Source organism: Bacillus sp. MC1252, from assembly GCF_056838025.1.
The window spans coordinates 2,236,159-2,250,320 of sequence record NZ_CM166369.1; the positions used below are offsets into that span (position 1 = coordinate 2,236,159).

The window sequence follows — 14,162 nt, forward strand, 5'->3', positions numbered from 1 at the left end:
ATAATGATGAAGGCAAGATGCTTGCGGTCTTATGCTCCTCCCCTAAAGGATTCATTGCCAGCCGTAAGTCTTGTCATAAATATTAGACGTATTACTTCAGCGAACGGTTCAACTGAATAATTTCTTTTGCAAGTGTTGCCGCTTTGAAGAAATCTTTTTGCCTCTCCGCCTCTGCACGTTCTAGTTCTTTTTCCTTTATCATTGACAAATTCCGATGATTCAACACTTTTTTTACATAATCACTTAATTCAGCTTCACTTAGTTCGTCTCCAACTTGAATCATTAATATATCCGTCAGAAGCTGACTTATCACATCATCTTCCAACCGGTTCATCAGGTGCTGCGGCGTCGGTTCTTTGCCTTCTTCATACAATGCATAAATGTACGTTGCCAGCGCCCTGTGCGTATCTATATTAAATTCAATCCCTACTCTGTCAAGCACTTTGCGGATCACGTCATCGCTTTTTAACATATGAGCAAGCAGCATTCTCTCTGCATTTTCATATGCCGGCCGCAGACGCTTTCTTCTCACCTGTGTTGACAAATGTGCACGCCGTTTTTCAAGCCCACTTTCTTCCTGCGTGCTTTTGGCTTCTTGCCGCTGCTGCTTTTCAAACAGCTCCAGTTGTTCCTTTAATGAGTCAAGTGAGATCGAGAACTCTCCAGCAAGCTGTTTCATGTAAATCTCTTGTTCCAAGGAGCCGTTTAACCGGCTGATTTCTCGGAGAACTTGCTTCATATAAGCAAGACGGTCTCCTTCGTCTGATAAATTCTTTCCTCTTCGGAAAAAATTCATCTTAAATGTCATTAATGTCACACTTGCATCTATGATGTCATTCCTAAATTTCTCGCCGCCATATTTACGAATGTAATCATCTGGATCGAGTCCATCTGGTATCATGGCAACGCGAACTTTACATCCTCTTTTTCCAAGCAAATCTGACGCTTTCATGGTCGCTTCATATCCGGCCGTGTCAGAGTCATAACAGAGGATGATCTCTTCTACGTTCCGTCTGAGCAGTTTAACGTGCTCTTCTGTTAAAGACGTACCCATTGTTGCAACACTTTCGCCAACACCAGATGTGACAGCTGAGATGACGTCAGCAAATCCTTCGAAAAGGACCGCCCGTTCGCGTTTTCTAATATGCATACGCGCGTCATGAAAGTGATAGAGCAGCTTACTTTTATGAAAAAGTGGCGTTTCAGGACTATTCATATACTTAGGCTGCTGATTACCAAGTGATCTTCCGGAAAAAGCGACGACCGTCCCGTGATGATCATGAATTGGAAACATGACACGATCCCTAAAACGATCAAAAAAGCCTGTGCCGTTTTCTCGTTGAATCAAAAGACCAGCTTTCTCCATCATCATAGGATCAAACCCTCGTTTTTCTAAAAACTTGGTCATGAAATCCCAAGAGTCAAGAGCATACCCGATCTCAAACTTGGCAATTGTTTCATCCGTAAAGCCTCTGGACCGTAAATAATCGAGTGCGTTTTGACCTTCCTTTGTATTTACCAGCAAATGGTGGTAAAATTTCTTAAGAAGCTCATGTGCCTCAATCATTTTATGATTTGCTGTATCCTCTTGCTGAGAGGAACTGATCTGAGCATTCGCTACATGATCAGGCAAATCAATATGGTACTTATCAGCAACATGTGAAACGGCTTCAATAAATGAGTAGCCTTCCATTTGTCTGAGGAACGAAAACACATTACCTCCAGCACCACAGCCAAAACAATGGAAGATTTGCTTATCTGCTGAAACAGAGAATGAAGGAGTATTTTCACCATGGAATGGACAAAGACCGAAGTAATTTCGACCTTGTTTTCTAAGCTGTACGTATTCTCCAATCACTTCGACAATGTCTGCGTTTTTTTGGATCTGCTCCAAAAGTTCATCTGGTATACGTTTGCTCATCCTAATAACACTCCGTCGTACATTATTCGCCTTTTAATTCAAAAATCCTTCATGATTCGACAGGATTTTTTGTAGTTGCGTAATAAATCGCTTTTTATCCTCTTCCAAAAGCTTTTTGGGACCTTTTCCGTATATACCTTTTCTTCGCTGTTTGCTGGAAACATGCCTGCGTTCCAAATCAAAATCAATTGTTTCGTTTGTGTACATCCGTCCTCTTTCAGACAGAACAATGACATGTCTTGGAAGCAGTAAGGAGGCAAGACCAATATCTTGGGTGACGACAATATCATGTGCGGCAGCTGAGTTCGCAATGACTAAATCCGCTGCTTCCTTATGTGTATCTACAAACCGCCAATCTTCAAGTGGTGATCTTTTGGTTTGAAAATGCTCATATGAAGCAATGAAAGTCACAGGTACTTGAAACTGAGATGCGACAGAAAGGATTTCGTCTTTTACAGGACAAGCATCTGCATCGACATAAATCGTCCTCTCTCTTTTACGTTCATTCAGGTGACTAATTCTCCATCCCTCCACCTTATTCCTGCTTTAAAGAAGCAAAAAGACCATACTTTTCCCCCATAAAGCAATCAACAGTAAAACTCATTTTGTCGAAAAGTTATGTTCAGAATCACTTGACTTCTGCCAATATTAGTTTATTCGTTCTTGACTTAACTTAAACCTAAAATCAATCATTTTATCACAATTTTTTATTATAATACAAATGCAGCAAATATGCCATTATTTTTGTTTACCCGTTTCCCACCATAGGAAAAACCCAGGAGGAGCATCCTGAGTTTATTCGGAACCTCTTTTGGTCAGCATTTGATGAATGACATTCGCCGTTTCCTCAACTGCTTTATTCGATACATCGACAACTTGACAGTTAATTCGGTCAACCACTTTTTCAAAATACTCTAGTTCCTCTTTAATCCGCTCGATGTTCGCATAAATTGCTCGATCATTTAAACCTAGAGATTTTAAACGTTCTTTACGAATATGATTGAGTTTGTCTGGACTAATTTTCAGGCCAATGCATTTCTTTGGATCAACTGAGAATAACTCTTCTGGCGGATCTACTTCAGGAACAATCGGAACGTTCGCTACCTTCAGCCGCTTATGCGCCAAATATTGAGAAAGCGGTGTCTTGGACGTGCGTGATACACCAATGAGCACAATATCAGCTTTTAGAATGCCTCTTGGATCTCTGCCATCATCATACTTTACAGCGAACTCAATGGCTTCTACTTTTTTAAAATAGTCCTCATCTAATTGACGTACACGACCCGGCTCATGTTTCGCTTCATTTCCATATGCGGTCTCCATTTTATCAATAAGTGGACCAATGATGTCATAGTAAACGACTCCGTTTGCTTCTGCCTCTTCTATTAAAAATTGACGCATTTCTGGCACAACGAGAGTAAAGCAGACGATCCCGTTATCTGCTTTCGCCAGTGAAATGACTTCTTTAATCGTACCGATATCCTCAACATATGGGATTCTTCTAATATTTGAATGGTCTGATGAACCGCCATCAAATTGGCTAAGTGCCGCTTTGACCACGAGCTCTGCGGTTTCTCCTACTGAATCTGATACAACAAAAATTACGCGATTACTCATAACATCCCCTCGCAGTCTTCTGTAATTAGATAATTTCATTCTCCGATAAGCTAACAAGTATTTTCGTCATGTTTGTTTTCGTAATTCTGCCGACAACTTCAAAGCCTTTATCCGTTTCTTTTATGACAGGAAGTGCGTCTATTTGCTTTTCAATCAAGTGCTTGGCCACATCCATAATGAAATCTTCCTTGCGGCAAACGGTGATGTTCGGCATTCTTGTCATAATAATATGGACAGGTATAGATGGAAGCTCTTGTTTTCCAATACTTGCTCGAAGGAGGTCTTTTCTTGATAACACGCCTGTTAAAATAGAGTGATCGTCCACAACGAATAATGTGCCCACATCCTCTAAAAACATCGTACAAATCGCATCATAAACCGAAACATTCTCATGTATCACCACTGGAATGGATTGGAAATCTTTCACTTGGAGTTTTTTCAGCTTATCTGCCAGAAGCTGCGTGCCTGTTTTTCCTGTAAAAAAGTAGCCGACCCTTGGCCTTGCTTCTAAAAATCCAGACATTGTTAAAATGGCTAAATCCGGTCTGAGGGTAGCCCTTGTTAAGTTCAGCCGATCGGCGATATGCTCTCCAGTGATCGGACCATTCTCTTTGACAATCTGTAAAATCTGCTCTTGCCGTTTATTTAACTCGATTGTACTCACCACCTTTAAATAGAGAGAGCGAATCTTTACTTTATGTATATCATTTTCATAACTCATCATATTATAGCGCATCTTTGTCCGAATGAAACAAAAATCCGCTCAAAAACCGTGAATTAAATGAGTAAAAAACGATTGCCCTTCTCAAAAGGCAACCGTTCTTAGGTATTTATTTTACAATTAAATTGTTCATATTCGCAAATGATTGAATGACTTTAGCTAGCTTGACCATCTGTGCCAAACGATTTTGCTTCAGTTTTTCATCATCCGCATGAACCATTGTGTGATCGAAATAATGAACAATCGGCGCTTTTAAGGTATTTAACGCCTCAAGTGCTAAGTTGTATTCTCCTGCTGCCACATGTCCCTTAACAGCTTTCTCTACTTGCTGATACGCCTCAAATAGCTTTTGCTCGTGCTCATTTTCAAACAGTGCAGGCTGAATCTCTACATCTTCCCCTTTTTTACTGATTGAAATGACGCGGCCAAGTGCCTCAGCCGTTTCTTTGAAGCTTTCTTGTTTCACGCTCTCTTCAAGAACAGCTGCTTTTTTCACGACCGCATAAGGCTCAATATTTTCAACATCAAGCACTGCATCGGCCACATCATGACGGATATGCTCTGCTTGGAGGACATATTTTAAACGCTGCGTCAAAAACTCAATCAGAGCAGCTTCATGTTCTGCCTCTACTTGAGCAAGTGCTAACAGCTCTTTAAATGAAATATTCCAATGACGGTCGAGCAGGATTTGAACGATACCGCTCGCTTGTCTTCTGAGTCCATAAGGATCTTGAGAACCCGTTGGAATCACATCAATTGAAAAGAACGAACAAATAGAATCTAGTTTATCCGCTACTGCGACAATCGCACCAATCAGAGTCGAAGGCGCCTTGTCACCGGCAAAACGCGGCATGTAGTGTTCGTTTATGCTCTTTGCGACTTCTTCGTGTTCGCCAAGTGCTTTTGCATATTTCTCACCCATGATTCCTTGTAATTCTGGGAATTCATAGACCATTTGAGTCACAAGGTCAAACTTAGAAATACTTGCTGCTCTTGCGACACGTTTTGTTGTTTCGTCATCTGTGCTGACATGCGCTGCTAGGCGGGTCGCAATATCTGTCACTCTCTTCAGCTTGTCACCAATTGTTCCAAGCTTCTCATGAAATACAACCTTATCAAGCTTTTTAATATTGTCTTCAATGACTAGTTTTTCGTCTTCTTTATAGAAGAATGCAGCATCTGATAAACGCGCACGAAGTACTTTTTCGTTTCCTCTTGCGACATTTTCCAGCGCCTCACTGTTTCCGTTTCTGACCGTAATAAAATGAGGCAGCAATTCTCCTTGCTCATTTTTCACAGGGAAATAGCGCTGATGCTCTTTCATTGTCGTGACCAATACTTCTTCCGGCAATGCAAGGAACTCTTCTTCAAAGGAACCAAACAACACTGTTGGGTATTCAACAAGATCGTTGACTTCCTCTAGAAGTTCAGGATCAACTGGAATGACCCAGCCTTTTTCTGAAGAAAGGGCATTTAGCTGCTCAGTAATCCATTGCTTTCTTTTACCTGCATCTGCAATGACAAATTGATCGTGTAATGTTTGCTCATAAGAAGCAGGTGAGTCAATGCTGGCTGTCGTACCGAGGAAGCGATGTCCTCTTGTCTCCCGTCCGCTTTTTACGCCTGCAATTTCAACGGGTACGATCTCTTGCCCGAATAAGCAAACAATCCATTTAATCGGACGGATATAGCGTAAATCTTCGCTTCCCCATCTCATGTTCTTTGGAAAGCTTAATGAAGCGGCAATCTCACCTAGCGCTGGGAGAAGGTCTTTGACTTGCTTTCCTTCTTGGAACTTTTGGACATGGACATAATCCACACCTTTGATCTCTTTGAAATAGAGATCCTCTGTTGAAGCGCCTTGTCCGCGGGCAAAGCCCTCAGCCGCTTTTGTCCAATTGCCTTCAGCGTCTTGAGCAATCTTTTTAGCTGGGCCTTTTGCTTCTTCTTTGATGTCTTCTTGTTTTTCTGCGACACCTTTGACAAGCACAGCAAGGCGTCTTGGTGAATTGAATAAAACAGCATCTTCGAATGAAATATTTTGCGTTTCAAACCAAGCTTTTACTTTCTCACCTAGCTGCTTTGTGCTCTCTGGCATGAAACGAGCCGGCATCTCTTCTAAGCCGATTTCGAGTAATACATCTTGTTTATTCATGAGAAGCCGCCTCCTCTTTCAACATAGGGAATCCAAGTTTTTCTCGTTCTTCGTAATACGTTTTAGCCACTTTTCGCGCTAACTGACGTACTCTTCCAATATAGCCGGTTCGCTCAGTGACAGATATAGCGCCCTTTGCGTCGAGCAAGTTAAATGTATGAGAACATTTGAGTACATAATCGTATGCCGGGTGAACAAGTCCTTTGTCCATTTGGCTATGTGCTTCTTTCTCATAGGTTGTAAATAAATCGAACAGCATGTCAGTATTAGATGTTTCAAATGTATAAACAGAGTGCTCATATTCAGCCATTAAGAATAAATCTCTTACAGTAAATCCGTCTGTCCATTCAAGGTCAAAGACATTTTCTTTGTCTTGGATGTAAGAGGCAAGACGTTCAATACCGTATGTGATTTCAACAGAAACTGGCTTACATTCTAAGCCGCCGACTTGCTGAAAATACGTAAATTGCGTAATTTCCATGCCATCAAGCCAGACTTCCCAGCCGAGCCCTGCACAGCCAAGAGATGGATTTTCCCAGTTGTCTTCAACAAAACGAATATCATGTTTCAACGGGTCAATGCCAAGCGCCTTCAATGATTCAAGATACAGTTCTTGAATATTGTCAGGTGATGGCTTAATGATCACTTGAAATTGATGATGCTGATACAATCTATTTGGATTTTCTCCATATCTGCCATCAGCCGGGCGTCTAGAAGGCTCTACATACGCTACCTTCCACGGCTCTGGTCCGATGCTTCGCAGGAACGTGTATGGACTCATCGTTCCAGCACCTTTTTCTGTGTCATACGCTTGCATTAATACGCAGCCTTCATTTGACCAATGCTTTTGCAGCGTCAAAATCATGTCTTGAATATTCAATGATCGCACCTCCGTCTTTTCTACACCATCCGCTATGTATGGCGGGTGGGGACTAGAACCTCATAAGAGAACACAAAAACTCCCGTCTCTATGCTCACAAGGTTCCTTGCAAACATAGGGACGAGAGTTTTTCCCGCGGTTCCACCCTATTTGCTGGTGTCGTAGCACCCAGCCGCTTTGTTTTACGTTGCTCAAGAATGCCTTTCGTTACGCCTCCATCCTTAGCTTACACCGTCCTAAGGTCGCTTTTATGGATTATACGTAAGTACTTCTTTCTGTCAATGCAACATATTTTATCTTAGATGATCTTACAAAAAGTCATGGAAGATGTCAACTTTTGTTTTCTTCACCCATTAGCTTTTTCATGGATTCCATCTGATTCATGAATTTTTTTGATTTTAAATAAAGGCCTGAATACTCGTCATAGTAGTGATCCAGCACTTGACGAATTTCTTGTTTAGTCTGCGGTTTCACGTCAACTTGACCAAGCCTTGATAAATCAAAATAATGAAACAAACGAAGCAGTCTTGCAGCTGCTGGGGATAAGGGCAGTTTATATGGATCTTTAGAAAAGCAATTTTGGCAAATAAATCCGTTATCTCTAATCGAGAAATGGAACTGCCCTTCTTTTTGACCGCAGTGTACACATTGATCCAGTTCAGGCTTCATCCCCATCACTGATAACATTTTAACCTCTACAATAAATAAAATAATATCAGCATCTGTGCCTTCATTGAGATGACGTAAAGATTGAAGAAGGAGCTCAAACAAATAAGGGTTTGGCTTCTTTTCCTCCGTTCCTTTATCGAGTAATTCTGTCATATATGCGGCATATGCAGTCAGAAATAAATCTTCCCGGATGGCCCGCATGCTTTCGATCATTTCACCTTGCTGGAGCGTTCCAAGTCCTGTTGATGATTGGATAAGGAAGGTTCCGTATAAAAACGGCTGGCTTATGGCTGACAGGCGGCTGTTTGATTTTTTAGCACCTCTTGCCATCACACCAATTTTCCCATGCTCTCTAGTGAGCAGCGTGACAATTTTGTTTGTTTCGCCATAATCTGTTGTTCTAAGAACGATTCCTTCACTTTTAATGAGCATTTGTCTACACTCCGAGCGTTGGAGGGGGTCAAGAATTATAAGATTGGAAAATCAAATCGTGCTATCTCTTCTTCAAGTACATCGGGTCTTTCCAGGTTCTCCTTTTCTAACTCTTTGAAAAGCAGATACGTGTCAACGCTTCCTGTTTGTGAAAATACGTTCCATGTAAAATTCAACATAAAAACCCCACCTTTCTTTATTAGAAGCAGCAACGCTACATCCAACATATTAACTTTATCTTGACCAGGCTACCTCCATTTCATGATAAACAATTTTTACTAATCGAACCGCACCATTGTCAGATTTTATGACAAATGCAGCGATTTTTAATATTCGTCTTCTCTAAATCCGAAGTCACGCAAGTGAGTGGATTTATTACGCCAGTCCTTCTGAACTTTTACCCAAAGCTCCAGGTATACTTTTGAGCCTAGAAGTGCTTCAATATCTCTGCGCGCTTTTTGTCCCACTTCTTTTAATAAGCTGCCTCGTTTACCAATAACGATCCCTTTTTGTGAATCACGTTCTACGACAATGGTCGCCGCCACATGGATCTTGCCATTTTCATCTGGCTTAATTGATTCGATCGCAACCGCAATACTGTGAGGAATCTCTTCTCTCGTTAAATGCAGCACTTTTTCACGAATTAATTCAGAAATAATAAACCGCTCTGGATGATCTGTTACTTGATCTGCTGGATAAAATTGAGGGCCCTCTGGAAGATAACCTTCAATTTGCTGAAGAAGCGTATCAATGTTGTTGCCCTCAAGAGCTGAAATTGGCACAATTTCCTTAAACGGATAACGTGTGCGGTATTCATCAATTAAAAGGAACAGTTCATCTGGGTGAATTTGATCAATTTTATTGACGACAAGGAACACCGGTGTAGATGTTTGCTTTAGTCGTTCAATGATGAATTCATCACCTTTGCCATAACCTTCCTTTGCGTTGATCATAAACAAGATCAGGTCGACTTCCTTCAGTGTATTTTGAGCCACCCTCATCATAAAATCACCTAGCTTATGCTTAGGTTTATGAATGCCTGGTGTATCGATAAAAATCGTTTGTGACGTGTTGGTTGTCAAGACACCTTGAACTTTGTTTCGCGTCGTTTGGGGCTTATCACTCATAATGGCAATTTTTTGTCCAATGACACGATTAAGAAAGGTTGATTTACCTACATTTGGTCTTCCAATAATTGATACAAATCCTGATTTGAAGCTTTCGTTAGTCATTTAAATCCTCCGGTGAAAATGCGCCTGGCAATAGTTCGTTTACTGTTGTTTCGTATATATGTCCTTTTAAGTTTGTTAGGATCACTGGCATATCAGGTGCACATAGCTCTGAAATGACCTGTCTGCATGCGCCGCACGGTGAAACAGGTCGATCTGTATCAGCCACTACTGCAAGCATTTGAAAAGATGTGATGCCTTCTGAATAAGCTTTAAAAAGTGCTGTTCTTTCCGCACAATTACACATGCCATATGCTGCATTTTCAATGTTGCAGCCGCCATACACTTTTCCATCATTCGACAATAATGCTGCACCGACTTTGAATTTTGAATAGGGTACATATGCAAAATCTCTTGCTTTGATTGCTTCTGAAATCAACTCTTGTTTGTTCATTCCTAGTTCCCACTTTCAGAAGAAATGGACCCACTGTCACATTTATATTTTACATAATTCACGTGACATTTTCACGCCCATTTCTAAAAATGTTAATAAATAGTAATATTGTTCTATTGCATGATCTTCGGCAGGAAGATCATCAACCCAATCATAACCGAAATCGCGGCGTAAACGCAAACAGCGCCTGCTGCAGCGTCCTTTGCTCTTTCTGCAAGCGGGTGCTTTTCTTCTGTCATAAGATCCACTGTATGTTCAATGGCTGTGTTGACAAGTTCAAGTGCAAAGATTCCCCCACATAAAAGAAGCACGATCATCCATTCGACCGGTTCAATGTGAAACCAAAAGCCGCAGATCACCACGATGATGGCTGCGACTGTATGAAATCGAAAATTCCGTTCATTCAAGAAAGTTCGCCAGATTCCTCTAAATGCATAATAAAAACTCCGAAAAAAACGGGCAAGCGGGCTGCGTTTCTTACGATGATCTCGAAAGGCCATAATCATCCAGAATTTTTGTCTGTTTGGCGAACATTTCTTTCTCATCTTCCTCTGTCATATGATCATAACCAAGTAAATGAAGGAAACCATGAATCGTTAAGAATCCAAGCTCTCTCATAAAGGAATGTCCATATTCTTCTGCCTGCTCTTTCGTTCGATCAACACTAATGATAATGTCACCGAGTACCGGCGGGATGTCGCCCGCGCCAATGATCTCAATCTCACCTTCTCCTTCTTCCTCAAGTGCAAAGGAGATCACATCTGTTGGTGCGTCCTTTCCCCTGTATTCTTTGTTGATTTGATGAATTTCTTCATTCGAGACGATCGACACTGATACTTCCGCTTGATCTTTTACCTCAAGGGCATCCGCAGCAAATTGAAGAAGCTTTTCCATTTCTTCAAGATGCTCTTTTGATACTTGTCCTGTTTCATCTATTAAATCGATTAACAATGTCATTTACTTCACCTTCTGTTTCGGGGCATCTGGATATTCAATCCGAGAATGGAAAATCCCCTTTAATGTTGTACAAATCGTTTGGCTAATAATATTTAATTCTTTAAATGTCAGATCACATTCACTAAATTGCCCGTCCTGCATTTTATCTGAAATAATGCCTTTGACAAGTTTTTCAATCCGCTCTGGATTTGGATTATGCATTGACCGAACCGCAGCTTCAACGCTGTCAGCCACAGAAATGATCGCCGCTTCTTTTGATTGCGGTTTTGGACCAGGATAACGAAATTCTTCTTCTGTCACCTGATCATCACGTTCTTTTGCTTTGTAGTAGAAGAACTTTAAAAGAGATTTCCCGTGGTGCTGTTCTGCAATATCGACAAGCTCTTCAGGAAACTTCTTTTCTCTCAGCATATCAGCACCATCTGTCGTATGGGCAATAATAATATTTTTACTCAGCTGTGGGGAAAGCTTGTCATGCGGATTATCAATGTTCATTTGGTTTTCAATAAAGTATTGCGGTCTTTTCGTTTTCCCAATGTCATGATAATAAGCGCCAACCCTCGCTAAAAGCCCGTTTGCGCCGACTGCTTCACAAGCAGCATCCGCTAAATTCGCCACCATGACACTATGATGATATGTACCTGGTGTCTCTGTTAAAATCTTTTTGAGCAGCGGATGATTTGGATTCGATAATTCAATCAGCTTCATTGTCGAAAGAATGCCAAACATGCTTTCAAAGACAGGCATTAACCCAATAACCAAAATAGCTGATGCAAACCCTGACACAATCGCCATCATGAGGTTCACACCGATTTCAAGTCCTGACGGAGAGGAGTTTTGGATCAGCGTGATTGATAAAACCACAAGAACATTCGTCAAAGCCACCAAAAGCCCTGCCTGCAAAATTTTCGATCTCGCGTTATGTTTTCTCAAAAACAAAATGCCCGCCATCCCGCTAATGAGATAATACGCACAGATAACATAGTTAAAGACGCCGGTTACTCCTTGATTAAACATCATACTTCCGCAAAGGGCAAATACAAGGCCAGAGAAGATCGCTAACCGCTCATTGATCAGCAGCTTGATCAGCATCGTCCCAAGCGCAACTGGCACGACATAGCCTATCGTCGTGTATTTCGTTTCCTGGAAGAGACTGAATACTTCCATGATGATTAAAATAATGGTGAAAATAAGCGAGTAAAGCAGTAACGATTTATTCTTATGGACAAGCGATTTTTTCCTCGTTTCTAATGTGTGAATAATCGCCGCTAAGAAAAGGCCGATCAATATCATAAGACCGCTTACAGGCTTAAACAAATTTGAGCTGTTTAACAGGCCGGTCAGCTCTAATTTGCGATAAACTTCACGGTCGATCAGTTCCCCTTCTTCCACTAAAATTTGCCCTTGCTTGATTTGAACCGGCTGAATATTATCAGCTGCTTCTTGCCTTTTCTTCTCTGTTGCCACTGGGTCAAATACATAGTTTGGAATAATCGCAAATTCACCGATTTCTTTCGCTGCATTTAAATATTTTGAAGGAATCGAATTGTTTTCAAGCTCTGTTTTCACTTGTTTTTTCTCATCTTGTAACTTAGCTGCTGTGATTTCTTTACTCATCAGTGAATTCACCACTGTGATGATGGAATCCTTAGTAAAAGAGAGATTTTCGTCACTTGCTTGGAGCAGTGCTTTGATGGATTGATCCGAAACAGCTTCCTGCATATCTGTTGTGAGTTTTTCTTTTACACGCTTGACCATTTCTTGATCTGTTGGCGGGTTCTCTTTTTCATCAGCGGCTTTCTTCTCTTCTTTAATGGCTTCAAAGAGGGATGAGATGAGGTCAACACGATTGTCAGAATATGCTTTTTTGAGCGTATACTGATCTTCTACTTGATCCGTTGCTTCTTGCTTCTTTTCTTCTGTCGCTTCTTGATCATCGACGGTTGACGGAGAATAGATGGTCTGTTCGCTCACTGAAAACAAATCTAAGTCGAGCGATTCAGGCTTTACATGGAAGAAGAGCACCACGAACAGAATGGCTGCTAAACCAGCGTATAGCAAAACGTTTAAATAACGTGAGCGCTCCATTTTCTGAGGTTCTTTTTTAGACAGCAGTCTTTTGCGCTTACTGCCTTTCTGATTCTTTCTCAAGGAAAGTACCTCCTTTTTTACTTTAAACCACGATCGAAACAAAATGACCCGATGAAGACGATCGGGTCACTCAGTTCATTTTTGCTTTTCGTATGCGCCAATGATCTTCGCCACAAGCGGGTGTCTGACCACATCTGTCTGGTCTAATTCAATGAATGAGATGCCCTTGATCTCTGCAAGCATGTCCTTTGCAGCCGCAAGGCCTGACTGCATGCCCTTTGGCAGATCAATTTGTGTAATATCTCCTGTAATGACCATTTTAGAGCCAAACCCTAGTCTCGTCAAAAACATTTTCATTTGGGCTGGCGTTGTATTCTGCGCTTCATCTAAAATCACAAATGCATCATCGAGCGTCCGCCCTCTCATATAGGCGAGAGGCGCTATTTCAATGACACCGCGCTCAATTAAACGTTCCGTATGATCACTGCCAAGCACATCATGCAAGGCATCATATAGTGGTCTTAAATAAGGATCTACTTTTTCCTTTAGATCGCCTGGCAAAAAGCCAAGACTCTCTCCTGCCTCAACGGCTGGTCTTGTCAGGATAATCCGTTTCACATGTCCATTTTTCAGAGCATGTACCGCATTAACGACTGCCAAATACGTTTTACCTGTACCAGCAGGCCCAATCCCAAAGACGAGGTCATCTTTCTTCATCGCCGCAGCATATTCACGCTGACCGATCGTTTTCACCCTGATCGACTTACCTTTGGCATTTTTCGTAATTTCATCTTCATACATATTCTCAAAATAATTCAGCTTGTTTTTTTGCGCCATTTTAATCGCATAGACGACATCCCGTTCAGAAATCTCGATTCCTTTACGGATGAGATGTAAGAGAGATGTAATCAACTGGCTCACTGTATCTCTTGATGCTTCCTGACCAGAAACATACACTTTCTCTCCACGTGTAATAATGGAGACATTCAGCTCGTTTTCCATCAGTTTCAGATAAGCATCTTGATTGCCAAATAAAGCGATGGCTTCGTTTGGGCTATCCAATTTTTGTTGAATCTCAAGTAAATGTTCTGTCATT

The 14,162-nt window shown here is 41.3% G+C and carries 14 protein-coding genes and 1 other annotated feature; all 14 genes read right to left on the reverse strand.

What is annotated here, in order from left to right:
- Positions 1-91 precede the first annotated feature (91 nt).
- Complete coding sequence (gene dnaG, locus ACYH0L_RS11400; protein ID WP_099726614.1) at positions 92-1,921, reverse strand: DNA primase; 1,830 nt, start codon at positions 1,919-1,921, stop codon at positions 92-94.
- A 33-nt stretch (positions 1,922-1,954) separates the two neighbouring features.
- A complete protein-coding gene (locus ACYH0L_RS11405) occupies positions 1,955-2,455 on the reverse strand; it encodes a YaiI/YqxD family protein (protein ID WP_099726613.1) in 501 nt (166 codons plus the stop codon).
- Positions 2,456-2,716: 261 nt separating this feature from the next.
- Complete coding sequence (locus ACYH0L_RS11410; protein WP_099726612.1) at positions 2,717-3,538, reverse strand: pyruvate, water dikinase regulatory protein; 822 nt, start codon at positions 3,536-3,538, stop codon at positions 2,717-2,719.
- 25 nt (positions 3,539-3,563) lie between these two features.
- Positions 3,564-4,202: a transcriptional regulator CcpN gene (ccpN, locus tag ACYH0L_RS11415; protein ID WP_099726784.1), complete on the reverse strand. Its 639-nt coding sequence runs from the start codon at positions 4,200-4,202 to the stop codon at positions 3,564-3,566.
- A gap of 166 nt (positions 4,203-4,368) precedes the next feature.
- Positions 4,369-6,414, reverse strand: coding sequence for a glycine--tRNA ligase subunit beta (gene glyS, locus ACYH0L_RS11420; RefSeq protein ID WP_482354025.1), 2,046 nt, complete (start codon positions 6,412-6,414; stop codon positions 4,369-4,371).
- Entirely contained in the window at positions 6,407-7,294 is an 888-nt protein-coding gene (glyQ, locus tag ACYH0L_RS11425) for a glycine--tRNA ligase subunit alpha (RefSeq protein WP_003217487.1), read from the reverse strand. Before glyQ ends, glyS begins: the two co-directional genes overlap by 8 nt.
- A gap of 113 nt (positions 7,295-7,407) precedes the next feature.
- Positions 7,408-7,585 (reverse strand) — a binding site (T-box leader).
- Positions 7,586-7,624: 39 nt separating this feature from the next.
- Positions 7,625-8,395, reverse strand: coding sequence for a DNA repair protein RecO (gene recO / locus ACYH0L_RS11430; protein ID WP_410608519.1), 771 nt, complete (start codon positions 8,393-8,395; stop codon positions 7,625-7,627).
- Positions 8,396-8,430: 35 nt separating this feature from the next.
- Entirely contained in the window at positions 8,431-8,574 is a 144-nt protein-coding gene (locus ACYH0L_RS11435) for a YqzL family protein (protein WP_003217288.1), read from the reverse strand.
- 147 nt (positions 8,575-8,721) lie between these two features.
- Positions 8,722-9,627, reverse strand: coding sequence for a GTPase Era (gene era / locus ACYH0L_RS11440; RefSeq protein ID WP_099726610.1), 906 nt, complete (start codon positions 9,625-9,627; stop codon positions 8,722-8,724).
- The gene (locus ACYH0L_RS11445) at positions 9,620-10,018 is read right to left on the reverse strand and encodes a cytidine deaminase (protein WP_008356263.1); all 399 of its coding nucleotides are present in this window, start codon (positions 10,016-10,018) and stop codon (positions 9,620-9,622) included. The genes era and ACYH0L_RS11445 overlap by 8 nt, the downstream gene beginning before the upstream one ends.
- A 113-nt stretch (positions 10,019-10,131) precedes the next feature.
- Positions 10,132-10,518 (reverse strand): diacylglycerol kinase family protein, encoded by a 387-nt coding sequence (locus ACYH0L_RS11450; protein WP_099726609.1) that lies wholly within the window; start codon positions 10,516-10,518, stop codon positions 10,132-10,134.
- Positions 10,496-10,975: an rRNA maturation RNase YbeY gene (gene ybeY / locus ACYH0L_RS11455; protein ID WP_099726608.1), complete on the reverse strand. Its 480-nt coding sequence runs from the start codon at positions 10,973-10,975 to the stop codon at positions 10,496-10,498. The genes ACYH0L_RS11450 and ybeY overlap by 23 nt, the downstream gene beginning before the upstream one ends.
- On the reverse strand, positions 10,976-13,087 hold the full coding sequence (locus ACYH0L_RS11460; RefSeq protein WP_370461107.1) for an HD family phosphohydrolase: 2,112 nt from the start codon (positions 13,085-13,087) through the stop codon (positions 10,976-10,978).
- Positions 13,088-13,201: 114 nt separating this feature from the next.
- A complete protein-coding gene (locus ACYH0L_RS11465; RefSeq protein WP_034319485.1) occupies positions 13,202-14,161 on the reverse strand; it encodes a PhoH family protein in 960 nt (319 codons plus the stop codon).
- Position 14,162 lies beyond the last annotated feature (1 nt).